Source organism: Paenibacillus sp. VT-400 (genome assembly GCF_001029205.1).
In the GTDB taxonomy this organism is placed as follows: domain Bacteria; phylum Bacillota; class Bacilli; order Paenibacillales; family Paenibacillaceae; genus Paenibacillus; species Paenibacillus amylolyticus.
Genome location: NZ_LELF01000067.1, coordinates 3244267 through 3264794, shown reverse-complemented (window position 1 = coordinate 3264794; position 20528 = coordinate 3244267). Strand labels below are relative to the sequence as shown.

Sequence of the window (20528 nt, the reverse complement as noted above, 5' to 3'; positions counted from 1 at the left end):
GTGCTTGGAATGAGTCCATCAGAACAATTTATGCCGGCCTTTCTCGAAGAGGTCGTTGGGGACCGTTTCGGTCGCTACTCCAAATATATTATTCAGGATCGAGCCATTCCGGATGTCCGGGATGGGTTGAAGCCAGTACAACGGCGTATTCTATACGCCATGTACGATTCAGGTAATACGCCTGACAAGACTTACCGCAAGTCTGCCAAAACCGTTGGGGACGTAATGGGTAATTATCATCCACATGGTGACTCCTCCATCTATGAGGGCATGGTGCGGATGGCTCAACCATGGAAAATGGGCCATATGCTCGTGGACGGTCATGGTAACTGGGGATCACAGGATGATGACCCAGCAGCGGCGATGCGGTATACGGAGGCCCGTTTGTCGCCCATCGCGATGGAGATGCTTCGCGATATCGAGAAACGGACGGTTCTGTTTAAGGATAATTTTGATAATACGGCCAAAGAACCGGTTGTATTGCCATCCCGTTATCCGAACTTGCTGGTTAATGGTGTCAGCGGTATTTCCTCCGGATTTGCAACGGAGATTCCTCCACACAATTTGCGTGAAGTCATTGATGCTTCAATCGCTGTGATGGAGAAACCGTCGATTGAGCTGGACGAAATCATGATGTTTATGAAGGGTCCTGACTTTCCAACAGGCGGATTGATTATGGGCGGTGACGGCATTCTGGATGCCTATCGCACAGGTAAGGGACGGATCTATATCCGGTCCAAAACCGAGATTGAAAACATGCGCGGTGGCAAACAGCAGATCGTCATTACCGAAATTCCTTATCAGGTCGTGAAGTCTCGTCTGGTTACAGCGATGGAGAACATCCGACTGGAGAAGAAGGTTGAAGGTATTGCCGAAGTGCGTGATGAGAGCGGACGTGAAGGTCTGCGAATCGTGGTTGAGTTGAAAAAAGAAGCGGACGCACAAGGTATTTTGGCTTATTTGCTGAAGAAAACCGACCTGCAGGTCACCTATAATTTTAATATGGTTGCGATTGTGAATAAAGCACCTCATCAATTAGGATTGAAATCGATTCTCGAGGCTTACATTGCCCATCAGCGGGAGGTTGTAACATTCCGTACCCGGTTTGAGCTGGAGAAGGCGCAAGACCGTGCGCATGTGCTCGAGGGCTTGGTAAAAGCACTTAACATCCTTGATGAGGTCATTGCGGCCATCAAAGCGTCGAAGAACCGTCAAGATGCCCAAAACAACCTGATGTGGATGTTTGGATTCACGGAACGCCAAGCGGATTCCATCCTTACGTTGCAATTGTACCGTTTGACGAATCTGGAGATCAATTCTCTGGAGAAGGAACTCGGTGAACTGATGAAAAAGATTGCACAATTACAATCCATTCTGGATAGTGACCGCAAGCTCATCGGAGTCATCCGCAAGGAATTGATGGAGATTCGTGAGAAATACGGCATAGACCGTCGTTCTGCGATCCAGGGTGAAGTGGAAGAACTTAAGGTTAATCTCGAAGTACTTGTGAATGCGGAAGATGTATTTGTTACGTTATCCAAAGAGGGATATGTGAAACGGACAGGCATGCAGTCCTTTACACGTTCTGGTGGTGAACGGAGCGGAAGTGGTGTGAAAGACGGCGATTATATCGCTCAGGTTCTGGAAGTAAATACGCTTGAGAACTTGCTTGTCTTTACGAGGAAAGGTCAGTACTTCCTGTTACCTGTTCACCAGGTACCTGAATTCAAGTGGAAAGATCCAGGCACAGCCATTGTGAATGTCATTCCCCTTGCGAAAGATGACCGTATTGCAAGTGTGCTTGCTGTGAAATCCTTTGAAGAGCCAAACCACAGTCTCGTCTTCGTTACGCGAAGAGGACAGGTGAAACGAACGGAGCTGAAGGATTACGTTACCAAGCGTTCCGGTGCAGTTGCGGCTTGTAAAGTGGGCAAGGACGATGAAGTGTTATCTGTACATTTAAGTACAGGTGGTCAAGATATTATGTTGATTACAAAAGAAGCCATGGCGATTCGTTTCCGAGAGGATGAGGTTAATCCAATGGGACGTGTATCCGGTGGTGTTCGTGGTATTCAGTTAAGAGATACAGATGAAGTTGTATCGGCTTTATGGGTAGAAGGAGATGAAGGTGAAGTTGCCGTGTTGTCCGATCTGGGATATGGTAAACGATCATTACTTCTGGATTACGCTATACAAAGTCGTGGAGGCAAGGGGCTTGCCACATTCGAGTTCAAAGAAGGCAAACGTGTGAAACCGAATGGTAGCCGTATTGTTGGAGCGTTCTATTGCAAAGAGCAACGTAAGATCACTGTAATGACCAAAGAAGGCCAAGTGTTCCCGATCTCTTCGGAAGGTGTTCCGATTACAGAGCGCAAACATATTGGCAAGCTGATCGTTCATGTGGACAAACAGGACGAGATCGTTGAACTTCTAAGGGACTTCAATGAGAATCAACCAGCATCATCTTCATAAAAACAAACAAACGAGACTTTTCGCAGAACAGCTAATCCTGTCATGCGAGAAGTCTTTTTTTGTTGTTCGAAGGCGGATTAGAAGAGGGCATTCATGCAAAGTTTAACAACCTTCGTCGATTACGGTCGATCGCTAGGAAATTGAAAAAAGGCAGCAGGAATGCGGCTTTGGAGCGCGAAAACTTAAGCAGGTGAAGTGATAACTGGTTGCAGAGAGGAGCGATGGAAGATGTATAATTCCGATTTTGCCAAGTGCTGGTCCAGGTTGACCAAAGATTATAAATTGCATATGGATCAAGAGCTGGCACCCTCATTAACGGAGGCTCAGCTGGCTGTTTTGGAGGTACTTGAAGACCATCAGAAGATGAAACCTTCGGATCTGATTCCTTATCTGTCAACTACGCCAGCTGCTGTAACCATGCTGCTCGATCGAATGGAGAAGAATGATCTGATTCGCAGGAATCGGGATAATCAGGATCGACGCATTGTGTGGGTATCTCTGTCAGAGAAAGGAAGAATGGAGACAGAGCGGGGAATCACCATCCGGAATGAATTCATGAACTCTGTTCTCAGTAACATTTCGATGCACAATCAACAATTGCTGGTATATCTGTTAGGCAAAATGACAACACCCAAAACCAAAGAGCCTGCCTTATCTACTTCGGTATGATACCATGCTGATTCTTCTGAATAACCATAGGAGTTCCTGCTCGTTTCATGCAGGAGCCCTATGGTTATTTTATTTACAAATTACATATGCTACACACTGTGTCCAGGTTAGTTGGGTAAAGGCATGGATGTAACACAGTTAGTATGTCCTAATATTTTTTTTGTGAATTCATATGTAAAGAGTTGACTATGTAAATATTTTTGTTATAATAAATAATTGTTCCCCTGATATTTCGTGTACGAAATATTATATTCCAAAAGTAAAAGGGTGAAACAATGACTGATACGTATGAAGTATTCTATATTATTAATTCGTTCCGCCAAGTGAATCAAATGCTTTTTCGAGCATTTTGGAATGAAAACAAGGAGATCGAGCTGACTTCGATCCAGTTTATGGTGTTATCCATCCTGAGGGAGCGTCCTTCCATTGGCATCAATGAAGTGGCTGAGCTATGCCATATGGGCAGTAGTTCCATGAGCGCTGTTGTAGAGCGACTGGTCAAAGGCGAGTATATCGTTCGGACACGTTCGGATGCTGACCGCCGATCCGTTAAGCTTCAGATTACGGATAAAGGGGAACAGGCCCAACAGGAAACGCACCATTTGTGGATGGAAAGAGTATCACCCATTCTGGACATATCGAAGGAAGACCTTGAGCACCTACTTAGAATTCATAGTCAAATGATTGAAAAGTTAGAAGGAAGAGAGATGAACAACATATGAGTACGACTACTGCTGCAGCTCCATCCTCAGCGATGGACAACATCAAGAAAGGCCCTATTGTAGCGGCATTGTTAATTGGTGCCTTTGTGGCATTCCTGAACCAAACCCTGATGAACGTAGCGCTTCCTAAAATCATGGAAGACCTCGCGATCAATGCAAACAAAGCCCAATGGTTAACTACGGGTTATATGCTCGTCAACGGTGTACTTATTCCGGTTACGGCATATCTGATTGCCAAATTTTCAACACGTCAAATTTTCATTACAGCCATGACTCTATTTACCATAGGAACGTTAGTCTGTGGTCTTAGTCCAACCTTCACTATTCTGATGGTAGGTCGTGTTATTCAAGCGGCAGGTGCAGGTATCCTGATGCCTCTGATGACCGTTGTATTCCTGACCATCTTCCCAATCGAGAAACGCGGTCAGGCCATGGGAACCATGGGGATTGCGATGATTCTGGCTCCTGCGATTGGTCCTACACTTTCAGGTTATGTGGTTGAGCATTATTCCTGGAGATTGTTGTTCTACATCATCTTGCCATTCTCTATTATTGCAACGGCAATTGGTATTGCTTTTGTCAAAAACGTAACACGTCAGTCCAGACCTAAACTGGATTATCCAGGCGTAATTTTATCTACACTTGGTTTTGGTAGTTTGCTCTACGGATTCAGTGATGCGGGTACCGATGGATGGGGCAGTGCAATTGTCATTGGATGTCTCGTCGTAGGTGCGATATCCCTGATTCTGTTCGTTATTCGTCAACTGACAACAGATCATCCGCTCCTTGAGTTCCGTATTTTCAAGTACAACATGTATACATTAACAACGATTATCAATATGCTCGTGACCATGGCGATGTTTGCAGGTATGATCCTGCTCCCTATTTTCCTGCAAAACATTCGTGGATTCTCACCAATTGAATCAGGACTTCTGATGATGCCTGGTGCGATATTGATGGGGATTATGTCCCCAATTACAGGTCGCATATTTGATAAAGTGGGCGCACGCTGGCTTTCGGTTGCAGGTCTTGCCATTACGGCAATTACAACTTTTGGACTGAGTCGTCTGGCAATCGATACGACCTACGGCTACATGATGTTTATCTACACGGCTCGTATGTTCGGTATGTCGATGCTGATGATGCCAATCCAGACAGCAGGTCTGAATCAACTGCCTCAACGTCTGAACGCGCATGGTACAGCGATGTCCAATACATTGCGTACAGTTGCCGGTGCGATCGGTACAGCCATTCTGGTTACTATCATGAGTAGTAAGCTCAAAACACATCTGGCGGATGCAGTGGCTGCTGGCCAAGTTGACCCTAATAATAAGACAGCGATGTTAGCAGCTACAGCAGATGCAACGATTTACGGCGTTAACTATGCATTCATTGTGGCTACCGGAATGACCGTGGTTGCTTTGATCATGGCGTTCTTTATTCGGAAAACAAAACCAGCTGTCGAACCTGTTACTGTAGAACAGGAAAAAGCGACGGCTACTGCATAACGAATATCAGAAAACCAAAAAGAGAACTCTAGCAGTCGAAGGGGTAACCCTAACTGCCTGAGTTCTCTTTTTTTGGTGTGCGCGATAGGAGGAGAGTACTTTATTATTCGGGCTGGATCGTTGGATCGATAAGAAATACAGGATCGGGCTCATGACCGAACTGTTTGAGATTAATGGTTCCGTTCAGTTGAAACTCCACACCTTCGCTAATCAGTTCTGTTTCCTGCATCATGCGCGAGTGTTCGTCCGGTATGGAGATTTCTCCTTTTGCATTGACGACACGGTGCCAGGGCAGACGTTCCTTGCGGCTCATCGAGTGCAGAATACGTACGACTTGTCTCGCGGCTCTTGGACTCCCGGCATGGGCTGCAATCTGACCGTAAGTCATCACTTTACCTTCGGGAATCGCCGCGATGATCGCAACGACTTGTTTGGTAAACGGGGTCATCATGATGTCTCCTCTCTGTATTTTAGGTATACAGCTGAAAATATAAGAAAACGTGTCGTTCAGATACAGAATCTGAACGACACGTTGTATGGACAGATGTAACCTGATCCTGTGCACTTATAGAGGTTGTTCGATAAAACCGCTTTTGATCCCATCTTATCGGTATTGAAAACCAGTCTTTTTGAACACGTATTTATTGAGATTGTCCAAAAGCTTTTTGGTACACAGCGTCTGGCCATTCTGCCCAGGGGAATTCTCTTGCAGGCAAAGATTGCAGAATAACTTCTTCCTTAGTAACTGGATGAGGAAAAGCAGCAATCGCAGACCATAGAGCAATCTGTTGCCCGGGTTTATTCACGCTTGCGCCGTACTTCTGATCCCCGTACAGAGGGCAGCCGATTTCTTTCATTTGCACTCGAATCTGATGAGATCTGCCGGTGTGCAGTTCGATATGGACGAGGCTGTAACGGTCTGTCTCGCCGATAACACGGTAATCCAGAACGGCATCCTTACCGCCAGCCGTACCTTTAGGTACAACAGTAACGGTATTTGTACGTGCATCTTTCAGGAGCGTGTGTTTTAACGTTCCCTGCTGTGCAGGCAACTTGCCATGTACAACAGCCGCATATATTTTACGGAAATGACGTCCCCGCACAGTCTCGGACAATCTCGAAGCTGCTTTAGAAGTCTTGGCAAAAATCATTGCCCCTCCAACAGGACGATCAAGTCGGTGTACTAACCCGAGATAAACATTGCCAGGTTTGTTGTATCGTTCTTTCAGATCCTGCTTCAGCAATGTAAGCAAATCCGGATCACCTGATGAATCTTCCTGGGTAGGTACATTGACCGGCTTCGTAATGCCTAACAGATGGTTGTCTTCGAACAGAATCGGAATCGCATCGTGATCATGCCGATGTTCTGACATGATTAAGACTCCCAACGGCCCAGAATACCACAAGGCAGATCCAGACCACTGCGTGTGATCGGCAGACCAATTTCACCTGCAGTAATGTCACCACCGTACTGAGCAGACATCGTCATGGTCAACATGTTGCGCAGAACCGTAGAGGAAATGCCCGTAGTGTAGGAGTTAACCAGCATGAATAATGGATTATCCGACAAGATCGTCATACATGACTTCAGGAAAGGATATAGGTTCTCTTCCAGTTTCCATGTCTCTCCATTAGGGCCTCGGCCATATGAAGGAGGGTCCATAATAATAGCGTCGTAACGATTTCCGCGACGTTGTTCCCGTTGTACAAATTTGAATACATCATCTGTAATAAAACGAACAGGGCGATCAGCCAGTCCGGATAATTGAACATTTTCCTTGGCCCATTGAACCATGCCTTTAGCAGCATCCACATGCACAACAGAAGCGCCTGCGTAAGCTGCGGCTACCGTTGCTCCGCCTGTATAGGCAAACAGGTTCAAGACAGAAATAGGGCGTCCTGCATTGGAGATTTTATCCATCATCCAGCTCCAGTTGGCGGCTTGTTCAGGGAACAGACCAGTGTGCTTAAAGCTGGTAGGTTTAATGTGGAATTTCAGGTTTTCGTATCCGATCGTCCAGCGCTCGGGAATGGGCTTTTTCATATCCCAGTTACCGCCACCGGAAGAACTGCGATGATAGTGACCATGCACCTGACGCCATTCATTGGTTTCTTGCTCAAGGGGCCAGATAATCTGTGGATCGGGTCTGCGTAAAATCACATCTCCCCAACGCTCCAGTTTCTCGCCGCCTCCTGTATCGATTACTTCATAGTCCTTCCAATTCTTAGCTACGTACATAATGATTTATCCATCCTTCAAAAGTCATTTGGATACTATTGTACAACAAAAAAGGGCTTGGACGCCAGTTGGGGGACGGGAGTGCACCATATACTGAAAAACAAAGATAACCAAAAATTTAATTTGACAATGATAATCATTATCACATATGATTTTGTTAATCCAAAATTCATTCTTTCTTCATAGAGAGAATATAACATGATCAAATAAAGTGAGGGAAAAATAGATGGCTAAATTGTTAGTAGCTTATGCGAGCATGACAGGAAATACAGAAGAAATTGCAGAACTGATTGTGGAAGGAATTACACAGGGAGGCCACGAGGCAGACCTGAAATCCGTAACGGATTGTAATGCATCTGATGTATTGGACTATGACGGATTCATGATCGGTGTGTACACTTGGGGAGATGGGGAGTTGCCAGATGAATTCCTTGATTTCTATGAGGAGCTGGATGAGCTTGACCTGAGTGGTACGAGGGCTGCGGTGTTTGGTAGTGGTGACACCTCGTATGAGCAGTTCTGCGGTGCAGTTGATCTAGCGGCTGCCAAGCTGCAAGAGCGTGGGGCGGAGGTATCTCCAGAGATGTTGAAAATTGAATATAGTCCGCTTGAGCAGGAGAAAGAAACATGCCGTGACTTTGGCAAACGCTTCGCTGCTGCCGGATTACAGGTATCCTAAAGATCATGTTAAGACATAATGTTCAGGCAGCGATGCCAGTCGGAAGGAATGACCTTCCTGAACGTCTGCTTGAAGATTACAGATTGGAAGAAATGCTGCGCAGCCCACACCGATTCATCCGCCCTGAACCAGTGTCTGAGCAGCGTCTTCCACTGCAATGGAGGCACCGTGTACAATATGCGGTGAGCCATGCGGTCAATGCCTTTTACAGTCTCGACCCCGATGTTCGCAAAGAGGTACCCGTACAGTATTTACTTGAGAAGTGGTGGCCCAGAAAGACGGATGGTTTCGAATCTGTTCTCCATTACTGGGATGTGAAGAACAAGATTACGGATGAATTGTCACTCGCCATTGCAATGAACGATGATCTGAAGCATCCAGCCATTCTTTTTGAACAGTGGAGAACGGAGTTACCTTCATTATCCATGCATTTATCGATGATATTTCAGGCGGCCTGGCAACCCGAAGGCTGGGATTCGCTGCTTATTCAGAAATATATGGTTGTCCATGATCCAAACGTAGTTGAGGCGTTTCAGCATATGGTCAGTGCATTCTGCTGGGAAGCCTTCGGAAAATTACCGGGTATGATCGAGATATACTGCTTGTTGGAAGGACGCAAAATCAGGTACATCCCTGGACGCCAGTCTCTGATCCGTTCCATGGACTACATTCGCTTGATACGTGACAGCATGCCGCAAGCAGAAGTGGCGGAGTCAGAACAGTTTACGACGCGTGATAAGGCGCGCATCCACGAAGAGGTAGATCGCTGGAGAACGGAAGCCATTGAACCGAAGAAAACATGGTTGATGTGAAGACAGTTGAAGGATAACGATATATCATGCAGATAGAGGAGGGGAAGTTGCCATGTCTACCGGTCTAAGTCAAGATATAAGCAGCAGCAAGAGACGTGCAGGAACTTGCGAATTCAGTCCGTTGCCAGTACCCCAGTCGGTTATACGAAAGTTGCTTGATGAAGCAGATCCTTCATTATATGTAATGAGTTCAGAACCTTGGAGGTTTATGTTGTTTGCTGGCGAAGGACGACAGCTTTATCTGGAAGCGGTCAGACAGAGCTATCCACCCCACCTAGCTGATCGCTACGGCGATTGGGCTACATATCAATACACGGAAGCAATCCCTACCCATCTGGTTGTCGTGGCGCCTAGAAATGCCCGTGAGGATGATCTTCTGCCGGCCAAAGCCTGGAGCAAACGTTTTAGTATTCTGGCTGCGGAACAGGGTTTGAATGCTGTCTGGAAGATCAATGATTATCAACAACATCCTGTGTTTATGAATTTGATGGGACTGACAAGTGAAGAGAAGGTGCTGGGGGTCTTCCATATCGGTTACGGAGACCAGCCTGCATTGCGGGATATAGATGCAAGCAGACCAGCCTCTGAACTGATGACGGTCTATGACCATCTGGTATAAAAAAATGATTCATTAGTTCTCTTATTTGCTGGTGTTGGACAGAAAATCACGAACGAGCTGACGATTCGTCTGATCTTTGTTGTAGACGGAGAACAATCGATTGGACACCGTAAGGACATTGCCAAAAAAGAATCGTTCGAATTGGGTCTGCCTGCCCCCGAATGATCCAGCCCCAAGCTCCCAGATCAGGCGAAACAGAGCGTTGCGTTCGTGAGAAGCCATATCGTTCCCTTTCAGATATATATTCAGTGACGGAGCGATATCGGATTGAAACTCTTCTTCCTGAGGGATCATAATCACCCCGCTCGAACCCAAGAGTTGCAGAATTTCAATCATCTCAGGATAAAGTTTCGGAAAAAGGAGATTGGCTGCCATTAATGGTTTGGGTGCAGGTAATACAAATCCTCGTCCGTCTGGTATTGCACCTGCCTCCGCGGCCAAGGCCAATGCTTTTAACGATTCAAGACCTGCGAACACACGTGCAGATTTCTCTATAACATGTGCTTCCGTATTCAGATCCAGTGTATCCGTGAGAAGCTGGATTGTACCGAGAACAAATTCCGTCTTGGCAATATAACGACACAATACCTGATGACCTGCGTGAATATGAAAGTTGCTACCACTGAAGAGACGTGAGGACATTTCCTCACTTCCTGCAAAAAATATTCGTTCATGCGGAACAAGCACCCGGTCAAAGATGACGATATTGTCCATTTCTTCATATCTGGAACTCAGAGGATAGTTGGTGTGAGATTCGGCTGCGTAAGTATCCCTGCATACCAGACTGATTCCTGGCAGATCATTGGGGACAGCAAAAGAGAATGCAAATGGATTTTCGTCATCAAATGGGGCAGGAGAAGGTGACGGATAGACAAAAATCTCATCCGAAGTGGCAGCTTGTGTAGCCATCATAAATGCTCCGCTAATAATGAGGCCTTCCTCAGTGCGATCTACGACCTTTGCGGCAATAGCATCCTCAGTGGCATCCAATTGCCCTGAGATTTTGCTGGCATATGGCTGAATGAAGGCATGGGATAGCGTAATATCATGATCACGGCAGTAGGCATAATAATTCTTGAGATTTTCTGCATATTGGGGAGATAATTCGTTCAGGAGATCGGCACCTGTGTAAAAGGACATTATGGCTGTATTCATGTAATCGGGTGAGCGACCAAGAAAGCCATGATGGACATTTGCCCAGATATTCATCCCTTCCCGGCGTTTACGGAGGTCATCGGCACTCGTTGGAGGCAGGAAGGATATGCCCACAGGTTTGCCGTCTGCCGGGGAGGCATACGTCATCTTTTCCGCAAATTGAGGATCAGATTGCAGATCATACATGTACATCTGAGTTTCCATTAAACCAGCAAATGCTACATGTTCAGAGCGTTTTCCAGTAATAAGTTTACCTTTGTACCAGCAAGGGACGGACTGGGCATCAATTCGTTCGCGATACTGTGAGCCACTTTTAACAGGCATTATTATTCACCTCTTGGTTCTAATCGTTCATGGGCAGACTGACTTCTTACGTAGTGTACGTAGGTCATCTGTCCAATGTGCATTGAAGAGGTTAGAAGGATTTTTACAGAATAGGGCTTGATAATAATTATCATTCTTGTTACAATAGACAAAGAAAAAAGGAACCGGCAAGGGCTCCTTTTAGTGGATCATTTGAAATTACTTATTTTACTTCAAAAGTCTTGCAGTCTGTTTCAGCAGACTGACTTGCTTCTTTGGAACTGTGACTCACAATGTAGATCGAAGAAGCGTTACATTTGTTCTCTTGAGCCCAGTGACGACAGGAATTAACTTCACACAATACGTCTTTTGCCATGATTGTTAACCTCACTTTAATTGGATTACAGTCGTTGGTATAAAGATCCGGATAAAACAAGTTGCCGCTTGCCAATCTGGAAAATTTTTGCTCTCACGAAATTCGGAGGGCTTTTTTGCGTTATACACAACGATGCATATTCAGAATAGCAAATTTTCTTGATGCTTGCAACCAAATGCCCCCATCTGTGGCAAAATAGTGGACGTGCTGTGGTTATATTTGCAAAAAGGCAGTAGTATGTTATTATTTAATAGTAATAATTACGATTAAAAGTCTAATTGGTTCTATACAAATTGAACTAAACATTTACACGAAACCATAAATGAAGGAGCAAGTGTATACATGAGCAAAATAAACCATATGAACCGGATTCCCCGCGCGAAAGGGATCGATATGGCTGCTTTTTACACGCCAAAAGAGTGTAGGCATAAAGCCCAGCATATTGTATTTTCCGCTGAAAATGAACGCATCATTAATGAATTTATCACCATTCTGGGCATGAAAGAGAAGTTCAGAGAGCATGATGTATCAATCCCCAACAAAATGGTCATGTTCGGGCCTCCCGGTACGGGAAAAACATTAACGGCATCACATCTGGCGGAGCGCCTTGATCTGCCATTGGTTCTTGTGAGATTAGATGCGATCATTCATAGCCATCTTGGGGAGACGGGGAGTAACGTACGTAAGTTATTCGAATATGCACGAATGAATCCCTGTGTGTTATTTCTCGATGAATTTGATGCCATAGGACGGACACGTGAGAGCAATGATGAAGTGAAAGAGATGGCTCGTGTCGTCAATACGTTGTTGCAATGTCTGGACGAATTCGATGGGGAAAGCATTCTGGTGGCTGCAACGAATCTGGAAACACAACTGGATCACGCCATCTGGCGGCGGTTTGATACGAAGATGACCTACGGTATGCCTGATGATTCGAGTCGCAAATTGTATATCAGCAAATTGGTAGGGGCATTTGAACAGGAGACTCGGCTGGAAGATTACATATGTGAACGCTTGAACGGGTGCAGTTATGCGGATATAGAGCAGATCGTTCTGAAAGCAAAGCGGAAAGCAATCATTGTCAGTAGTGTACTTCATAAGCAACTGATCTCGGATGCTTACGATGAATACAGACCACGTGTATTAGAGTGTTGATTGCTTCCATTTTGGATAAAGCAACAAGGAACACGTTGAACTAGCCCAGTCTCTTGAATGGAGTTCTGGGCTAGTTGGCATGTTAGCGTGATGCGTTATACTTTAACGGCTGCTCCGTATGCTTTTTCTGTATTCATGGCTTCTTGTGTTGCAGTCCAGCGTGGCAGACTTAATCTGAACATGCTGCCTTCCGGGCTGCTGGAGACAAGTGTCAGTTCACCGCCCTGTTCCTGAGCGAGTAGGCGGCTATATGTTAATCCTAGACCCAGACCGCGGTTACGACGTTTTTTGAGTTCTCCACGATAGAACCGTTCGAAGATTTTTGGTTGTTCTTCGGCTGCGATGCCTGTGCCGTGGTCCTTAACATCAACGTAAAGCATCTGTTCTTCTGTACTTAGATAAATATCGAAGACAGCCTTCTGTTCAGGAGCTGTGGCATGAAGTGCGTTATTAAGCAAATTGACAATGATCTGCTGAATGCGGAGAGCATCCCCCATGGTAAAAAAGTTAATTGGAGGGGCGTGCAGCTGAACCTCTGGCATTTTGTCCTCATACGCAATCTTCCACTGATAGATGATCTCACCGACCAACAGTTTCAGATCCGTCCGTTCCTTGCGAACGGCAACACTTCCTGCAGCCATGGCGTTATAGTCAAGCAAATCTGCGACCATTCGCTCCATGCGTTCAGATTCCTTCAAAGCGATATCCAAAAATTCTTTACCTTCCTGTGGACTCACGACATCGTCACGTACCGCCATAACGAGCCCCTTGATGGAAGTTACCGGTGTCTTGAGTTCATGACTTACCCCTGCCAGCGAAAGTGTACGCCATTCTTCGAGTTGTTGGAGACGAGTGGCCATATCGCGAAATGAATTTACAAGTTCATTGATCTCACGTTCTCGTGTATTCAAGTCAAGACTCACATCATAATTGCCACCTCGAATCTGTTCAGCGGCATAGGCGACCTGACGAATCGGTCTGGATAACTTTTTGGACAGGAGATAGATTGTAAACCATCCACAGAGGATTAGTCCTCCGAGGATTAGAGCCACGAGCCATATCGTCTCTGGACCAAATGTAATGGATTGTTTGGACTGCATGACCCACACTTTACCCAAGGTTTGATCGCCCTCGGATATGTTGACCGTTACACCTGCATATTTGTTGTTTCGAGGTTCAAGATAATCGTCTGACAGTCGATAATGCACATCTTTTTGCTCCATTTTAGGCTGGGAAAAGATCAATTGATTGTTGTTGTCCAAGATCATGACACAAAAATAATTATCTGTGTTGAATAGTTTCTCTCGCTTGGTTACCAGTCTGTCCAGATCGGGTGGAACCCGAAGCATATTATTTTCACTGGTCACTCGATCGGCAATCTCCAGCCCAAGCAGTTCTGCGGTTTTGAGGCTTTTCTCAATGGAAGTTGTCCGAATCCAGTAGAGTGCCCCTGCCGCAATAATCGTGAAGCCAATGCACAAAATGAGAAAATATCGCAGTGTCCAGTGTGACAGAATGGATATCGTTCGTTTGGGTTTCTTCTGTTTCAGTTGGCGATCCAAAATTGATACCCCATTCCTCGCAACGTCCGAATTTCTCCCGTCTCTGGCGACCAGTGGGAGAGGGCTTGACGTAGTCGTTTAATCGATAGATCCACAGCACGGTCACTGCCATCATAGTCCATCCCCCATACCTGTTCAATAAGATGATCTCTGGTAAATGTACGATTCGGATAATCGGACAGGAAGAACAGTAACGACAGGTCACGAGGTGTGAGTGCAACCTCTGCACCGTTCAGCAGCACCTGCTTGGCAGCAAGATCAATGACGAGATTTCCAAAGGAACGCTTCTCTTTGCCACCTGAGGTCCAATGTGGATTACGGCGCAACACCGCATTAACTCTGGCGACCACTTCTTCCGGTACAAAAGGTTTGCTCATATAATCGTCAGCACCGGCATTTAGTCCGTTGAGACGGTCTGAAATGTCATCCAGTGCAGTTAGCATGATCACGGGACAAGCACTTTTTTCACGAATAATCCGCAGCAGATCCCATCCGTCCATTCCTGGTAGCATCACATCAAGTAATACAAGGGAAGGCGTTACGGTATCAAAAAGGGTCAGTGCAGTAGGTCCATCTGCTGCATGATGAACTTCAAATTCTGCTTTTCTCAGATAAGCAGCCAATACTCGTGCAATAGCTTGCTCATCCTCGACGATAAGTATGGATTTCAAAAAAAGCGTTCTCCTTTCGCTTTGTAAACTTGTACTGATTTTACATGAGCCAGAGCGTAAAGCCAATCCTGTATTACGGATTTGAAAAAAATATGTGACTTGTCTTATCTTGACTTCTTCCTGACACATTCAATTGATATGATTCACTCCAAGAAGCAACCTAAACAATCATGTACTGGAGGAAACATAGAGATGAACAAGAAAGCAAAAGCATGGCTTATTACAGGTGTAGCGGCGGTTGCCGTAATCGGTGGCGGTGGTTACTATATCACAAACAGTTACTTGGGGAACAACGTGGAGATTGAGCAGGTGCTTCCTGCGAGCACAGCGACTTCCACCACAGCTGTAGATAGCACAGGAACGGTTGTAGCCAATGAAACTGCTGGAGCAGAGCAACTGAACGGAGACTGGAGCATCAGCGAAGGTTCGAAAGTATATTTCTCCGTAACCACATCACAGGAGACCGTTAACTTTGTGGACGAGCAGGTAACAGGGAATTGGACCATTAATGTTGATGATGCTGCTCAGATGAAGGCAGAAGGACAGATCGAGATGGACGGAATTGATTCCGGGAATGCACAGCGTGATGGTCACGTGAAGCAAGCCGATTTCTTCGACGTTGCTACATATCCACAAGCTACATTTACAGCGACTTCATTTGAAGGGGTACCTACGGAATGGCCTGTCGGTCAAACGGTTGATATCAAAATGAATGGTACGATTACGGTTAAAGGTATTGAAAAAGAAGTAACTTTTGACGCAAAAGCTGCTTATGAGAATAATGCAGTCTTGTTGTCGGCAACATCCATGGTAACGTTCGAAGATTTCGGAATGGAAAATCCACACTCCGTTGTGCTCTCGACTGAAAATGATATCCAGGTACAGCTTGAATTAAAACTTTCTAAATAAGTGTAACAATGATCATATACCTGAAAATCTGTTCTGTTCTGCCTTACGGTAGACGGACAGATTTTTTTGTTTCTTTTGCAAAATAGTGTGATCGATATAGCTCAAAAGTAACTGTTACAGGATCATATTGTTAAAATAACTGCTGTTTCCTTTGGATTATGCCGTGTTACCCATCACTATTAAGCGCTTACAATGAGGAGGATTCATAACATTCATTGATCCATGCACAATCAAACACAAAAAGGGGGAGATCAAGAGTGAATAAGAGGTACATAAGCGGGTGTCTGGTATTACTGATGCTGTTCTGTGATCTGGGGTTGATGGTTCGTCCAGCGGCTGCAGAAGATGCAAAAGTGAACGTGGCACTTAACAAGGCGGTTACGGTAAGTGAGCAAGATCTATTGTATGAGGGACAAAAAGAAAAGGCGGTGGATGGTGATGTGAATACTCACTGGAGTGCGAGCTCACCTTCTTCTGAAAGCAATCCTCATTGGTTGACCATAGACCTAGGTGCGCCATATGAGCTTTCCGGAGCGGAGTTGACTTGGAAGGACAAAGACCAAGTTGTAAAATATTTGATTGAAGTATCTGATGATGGTAACAACTGGTCGACTGTTGTGGACCAAACGACTAACGAAATAAAACAGACTGTTGCTAGTGAAGAATTCCAGACCAGTACATCTGTCCAGTATGTGAAGGTTACGATTCCGTACTATGCGGGAGCAACTTGGTGGCCTGGGATATCCGAGCTTAAAGTCTGGGGAGAAGAGGAAGAAATTGATCCAGCAACCATTACAAGTTACGATCCCGTTAAGGTCAATACAGTGGCTGGGGTTGCTCCTGTTCTGCCGACAAAAGTGACAGCGCAGTATCTGAACGACAAATCTGGTTCGGTTCCAGTAAAATGGGACAGTATCGACCCTTCAGAGTACGCAAATGCGGGCAGCTTTACCGTGACGGGTGCAGTATACGGTGCTTTCTTACCAGCAGAAGCTAATGTAACGGTAGGGGGATATCGAACGGATTATGTTAGAGGAGTAGATATCTCTACTTTAACAGCGATTGAGGATAACGGCGGCAAATACTTAGATAGTAATGGCACAGAAAGGGACTTGCTCGATATACTCAAGGACCGCGGTGTCAATTATGTGCGTCTTCGTCTGTGGAATGATCCACAGAAATCAGGGGGATACAACGACAAGGACGATGTCATTCGTTTGGCCGAGCGCGTGAAGAAAAAAGGTATGAAAATCCTGCTGGATTTCCACTACTCGGATGAGTGGGCGCACCCGGGTCAGCAGCTTCGTCCCAAAGCTTGGGAAGGCCTTTCGCATGAAGAGCTGAAGCAGGCCGTATACAACTATACGTATGAAGTTGTGGGAGAAATGAAAGCTAAGGGCGCCATGCCTGATATGGTGCAGATCGGTAATGAGATCAACAGTGGTGTTCTGAACGGCTTGAGCAGTGACGTGGATTTCGAGCAAAATGTTGCATTGCTAAAAAGCGGAGTTGATGCTGTACGTGCAGTAGAAGGAGAGAGCACCAATAACGCGGATAAGGTGAAGATTATGATCCATCTGGCTGAAGGTGGCAAGGTGGATACGTTCAAATGGTATTTCAGTGAGCTGGAGAAACGCGAACTGAAGTACGATATCATCGGACTTTCGTATTACCCGTTCTGGCATGGGACGTTTGCAGATGTACAGAAAACGATGAATGAAGTGTCAGCCGAGTTTGGCAAAGATGTCATTATCGCTGAAACGTCCTATCCGTTTTCCTACAAAAACGGGGACGCTCATGGAAACATCATCGGATCGGATGAAGCGCTTCATGTTGGGGGAGCAACATTCCCTGCAACGGTACAGGGGCAATATGATGCTATTGCTGGCATTATGGATATGATTGCTGACGTGCCGGAAAACCGCGGAGCAGGCTTCTTCTATTGGGAGCCCGCGTGGATTGCCGCCAATGTAGGCTGGATTGATTCCGAGGGAGATGCATGGGAAAATCATGCCATGTTCGACTATGATGAATTTCCGGGGAATGGTGGATACTCCTACGAAGGACGTGCCTTGCCATCACTGGATGTGTACAAACGTGGACTGGAGCTTCTGCCCGCAGACCGCCAGCAACTTGATGCGGCACTTACACGAGCCGAATCATTGGTACAGACTGATTTTACTCTGGATAGCTGGGTGACTCTGGCTCCGGCAATCTCGACAGCGAATGATATATACGAACAGGCATACACGCCGGGCGGGGTGACTCAAGCAGATACAGATGCAGCGACAGCAGCATTGGAACGTGTGATGCAGCAAATGCAGGTTATCGCCCCGCAGCTTGACGAGCTCAGAGCCAAAATAGCGGAAGCGCGTACGTATCAGCAGACTGACTGGTCTGCGGCCACTTGGGCGGTGTTGACCAAAGCGCTGGAAGGCGCTGAGCAGGTCTTGAATGATCCAAGAGCAACACAGACGGATGCGAATACAGCGGTTAAACGTTTGCATGATGCCATTCAAGGTCTATCCAATGTGGACAAAACACAACTGCACCAGTACATTCAACAAATGCAGCAGCAGACTAAATCTTCCTATACACGCCGGAGCTGGTCTGTATTGGAAGAGTCGTTGAAGGCAGCGATCCAGGTCCGAGATAACAATGCTGTTGTCCAGTCTGAGGTGAATTCAGCACTGAGTACGTTGAAACAAGCCTTTACTAATCTGGTCTCTCTGGAGGCTTTAACAACGGGAAAAACGGCAACGGCTTCAAGCAGTGCAGGGACAGGAGGTAATCAAGCCAACTCTCCTGAAGGTGCAATTGACAACAATCCGAACACTTCATGGGGGACCGATAAGAGTATTGACAGCTTGTGGCAAGTGGATTTGGGGCAAGTCGCAAACCTGCGCAAGATCGAGATGTCGATGTGGAGTGGCGGCATCAAATATACGATCGAAGTGTCCAACGATAACAAAAATTTTGTGAAAGTAGTGGACACCACAAGTGATGTTGTTGTATCGACCGCACCTAGCCATGTACTTCCAGAAGGCACGGAGGGACGTTATATTCGGGTAACGATTAAAACAGGTCCCACCTGGGTAGGATTCATGGAATTTGAAGCATATGGTACGTTCCCGGCGGACAAATCTGCACTGCAAGCTACTGTAGATACCGCTGAGAAATTAAAACAAACCGAATACACGACTTCAAGCTGGAATGTATTTAGTAAGGCACTTTCTGAAGCGAAAGCATTCATTCTGGATGTTGAATCTTCAACGCAAGATGTAAGCAATGCGGATCGTGCGTTACAAGATGCTGTGAGTAAGCTTGTACGTCAAGATGTAACACCTGGCCCTGGCCAGCCATCAGAACCAAGTGTACCTTCACAACCTTCCAACCCGGGAACAGCTCCTTCAACGGGGAATCCGGCTGTAACACCACCGGTTGAACCTAGTAATCCGCCAGTTAAGGGTCTAATAACGGTAAAAGGAACAGCAACCGGGAATGACAAGTATGCGATTCGTCCAGATGTATCTCAATTAACCCAGGCACTGCAATCCATGGATGCAGGAAATCGTACGTTGAAACTGTTTGCAGATGTACCCGACACAGCCAAGACAGTCACATTCCAGTTGGCTTCAAGTCAACTGGCGGAATGGATTCGTTCCGAGGAAGTGAAATCCCTGGATGTAGTTGTAGGACAGACTACCGTTCGTGTTCCTCTAAAATCACTCCCGCTAACTATTGCGGAGACTGAGGGAACGTTCGACATCGTAGTAGCAAAAGGTTCGACAGATACATTGTCCACATCGCAAAAAGCAACGATCGGAAATCATACGATTGTTGATGTGAATTTGTTAATGAACAATAAGCCATTGCAATGGACAAACAGAGCGGTAGAAGTTGCCCTATCCAATGTAGAGCAACCTAAAAAGAATGATTTAGTTATGGTTGTGCATTCCATATCTGCAAGTGGAGAAATGAAACCTGTTACGTATTCCAAGTACGATGATAAGACCAAAACGATGACGTTCAAACCGCTGGAATCCAGCAGTTATGTCATTGCAGAAGTTGAAGTACCATTAAATGATCTGCAAAATCACAATTGGGCTCTCCAAGAGGTGCAGAACCTATATGGTAAAGGGATTATTACGGGGATGAGCGCAACTCGTTTTGCCCCGCAAGGTGAACTGACTAGAGCACAATTTTTGCAAATGATTATTAAAGGTATTGGTGATACACGCCAGCCGGATCCATCTATCTCAGTCCCAACGGATGTGAAGGAAGGGCAGTGGTATGCCGATTCAGTACGACTTGGAATTGAAATGAACATTATTCAAGGCCGGGCAGATGGAAGCTTCGGAGCCAATGAACGTATTTCGCGAGAAGACATGGCCGTTATGCTGAACAGAGCACTGAAGGTTGTCCAGCGTGAGGATTCGGCCAATTCTGTACAAGGAAATATGGTGTTTGTAGACAATGATGAGATCGCCGGATATGCAAAAGAAGCTGTAGCCTCGATGCAACAACTTGGACTGCTAAATGGCATGCCTGATGGCACGTTTGCTCCGAAAGAAACAGCAAACCGTGCACAAGGGGCTGTTGCAGTCGCCAGAATGATGGAACAACTGTATTAGAGATAGTTAGAAAAGTCCGCTTTTGATTACGAAAGGTGCCTAA

Annotated in this window: 17 protein-coding genes; 10 read left to right on the top strand and 7 right to left on the bottom strand. The window is 45.9% G+C overall.

Translation table 11 applies throughout. The features are described 5' to 3' along the window. Positions 1 to 9: 9 nt before the first annotated feature. From gyrA to EL84_RS24940, 4 genes are all read left to right on the top strand, one after another. Positions 10 to 2472, top strand: coding sequence for a DNA gyrase subunit A (gene gyrA, locus EL84_RS24955; RefSeq protein WP_047843513.1), 2463 nt, complete (start codon positions 10 to 12; stop codon positions 2470 to 2472). A 228-nt stretch (positions 2473 to 2700) separates the two neighbouring features. Continuing rightward, positions 2701 to 3141 carry a MarR family winged helix-turn-helix transcriptional regulator gene (locus tag EL84_RS24950; protein ID WP_036613306.1) on the top strand — a complete coding sequence of 147 codons (441 nt, stop codon included), beginning with the start codon at positions 2701 to 2703 and terminating at the stop codon, positions 3139 to 3141. A gap of 275 nt (positions 3142 to 3416) precedes the next feature. Beyond that, the gene (locus EL84_RS24945) at positions 3417 to 3863 is read left to right on the top strand and encodes a MarR family winged helix-turn-helix transcriptional regulator (protein ID WP_036613308.1); all 447 of its coding nucleotides are present in this window, start codon (positions 3417 to 3419) and stop codon (positions 3861 to 3863) included. Continuing rightward, positions 3860 to 5371 (top strand): DHA2 family efflux MFS transporter permease subunit, encoded by a 1512-nt coding sequence (locus EL84_RS24940; RefSeq protein ID WP_047843512.1) that lies wholly within the window; start codon positions 3860 to 3862, stop codon positions 5369 to 5371. Before EL84_RS24945 ends, EL84_RS24940 begins: the two co-directional genes overlap by 4 nt. Before the next feature lie 103 nt (positions 5372 to 5474). On the opposite strand, the gene EL84_RS24935 is transcribed toward EL84_RS24940, so the two are convergent. The 3 genes from EL84_RS24935 to EL84_RS24925 all read right to left on the bottom strand — a co-directional run bounded on the left by EL84_RS24935 (position 5475) and on the right by EL84_RS24925 (position 7610). Beyond that, positions 5475 to 5819: an MGMT family protein gene (locus tag EL84_RS24935; RefSeq protein WP_036613313.1), complete on the bottom strand. Its 345-nt coding sequence runs from the start codon at positions 5817 to 5819 to the stop codon at positions 5475 to 5477. A gap of 193 nt (positions 5820 to 6012) precedes the next feature. Further along, complete coding sequence (locus EL84_RS24930; protein ID WP_036672914.1) at positions 6013 to 6744, bottom strand: RluA family pseudouridine synthase; 732 nt, start codon at positions 6742 to 6744, stop codon at positions 6013 to 6015. Positions 6745 to 6746: 2 nt separating this feature from the next. Next, on the bottom strand, positions 6747 to 7610 hold the full coding sequence (locus tag EL84_RS24925; protein WP_017687801.1) for a class I SAM-dependent methyltransferase: 864 nt from the start codon (positions 7608 to 7610) through the stop codon (positions 6747 to 6749). 226 nt (positions 7611 to 7836) lie between these two features. Between EL84_RS24925 and EL84_RS24920 the strand changes: the two genes are divergently transcribed. From EL84_RS24920 to EL84_RS24910, 3 genes are read left to right on the top strand one after another with little or no spacing between them, the layout of a single operon-like run. Next, a complete protein-coding gene (locus EL84_RS24920) occupies positions 7837 to 8289 on the top strand; it encodes a flavodoxin (protein WP_047843511.1) in 453 nt (150 codons plus the stop codon). Positions 8290 to 8294: 5 nt separating this feature from the next. Continuing rightward, positions 8295 to 9101 carry a hypothetical protein gene (locus EL84_RS24915; RefSeq protein ID WP_053061606.1) on the top strand — a complete coding sequence of 269 codons (807 nt, stop codon included), beginning with the start codon at positions 8295 to 8297 and terminating at the stop codon, positions 9099 to 9101. 52 nt (positions 9102 to 9153) lie between these two features. Beyond that, positions 9154 to 9720, top strand: a complete 567-nt coding sequence (locus tag EL84_RS24910) for a nitroreductase family protein (RefSeq protein ID WP_047843510.1) — start codon at positions 9154 to 9156, stop codon at positions 9718 to 9720. A gap of 21 nt (positions 9721 to 9741) precedes the next feature. Here the strand turns inward: EL84_RS24910 and EL84_RS24905 are convergent, their stop codons facing one another. Both EL84_RS24905 and EL84_RS31495 read right to left on the bottom strand, forming a co-directional pair. Beyond that, positions 9742 to 11199: a 4-hydroxyphenylacetate 3-hydroxylase family protein gene (locus EL84_RS24905; protein ID WP_047843509.1), complete on the bottom strand. Its 1458-nt coding sequence runs from the start codon at positions 11197 to 11199 to the stop codon at positions 9742 to 9744. Positions 11200 to 11401: 202 nt separating this feature from the next. Further along, entirely contained in the window at positions 11402 to 11554 is a 153-nt protein-coding gene (locus EL84_RS31495; protein WP_074095586.1) for a DUF1540 domain-containing protein, read from the bottom strand. A 342-nt stretch (positions 11555 to 11896) separates the two neighbouring features. Between EL84_RS31495 and EL84_RS24900 the strand changes: the two genes are divergently transcribed. After that, a complete protein-coding gene (locus tag EL84_RS24900; RefSeq protein WP_047843508.1) occupies positions 11897 to 12709 on the top strand; it encodes an AAA family ATPase in 813 nt (270 codons plus the stop codon). A gap of 95 nt (positions 12710 to 12804) precedes the next feature. Here the strand turns inward: EL84_RS24900 and EL84_RS24895 are convergent, their stop codons facing one another. After that, positions 12805 to 14271: a sensor histidine kinase gene (locus EL84_RS24895; RefSeq protein ID WP_047843507.1), complete on the bottom strand. Its 1467-nt coding sequence runs from the start codon at positions 14269 to 14271 to the stop codon at positions 12805 to 12807. After that, positions 14256 to 14942, bottom strand: coding sequence for a response regulator transcription factor (locus EL84_RS24890; RefSeq protein ID WP_036672909.1), 687 nt, complete (start codon positions 14940 to 14942; stop codon positions 14256 to 14258). The genes EL84_RS24895 and EL84_RS24890 overlap by 16 nt, the downstream gene beginning before the upstream one ends. 192 nt (positions 14943 to 15134) lie before the next feature. Here EL84_RS24890 and EL84_RS24885 point away from each other — a divergent pair, with 192 nt between their 5' ends. Continuing rightward, on the top strand, positions 15135 to 15851 hold the full coding sequence (locus EL84_RS24885) for a YceI family protein (RefSeq protein WP_047843506.1): 717 nt from the start codon (positions 15135 to 15137) through the stop codon (positions 15849 to 15851). A 257-nt stretch (positions 15852 to 16108) separates the two neighbouring features. Continuing rightward, on the top strand, positions 16109 to 20485 hold the full coding sequence (locus tag EL84_RS30975) for a glycosyl hydrolase 53 family protein (protein ID WP_053061605.1): 4377 nt from the start codon (positions 16109 to 16111) through the stop codon (positions 20483 to 20485). Positions 20486 to 20528 lie beyond the last annotated feature (43 nt).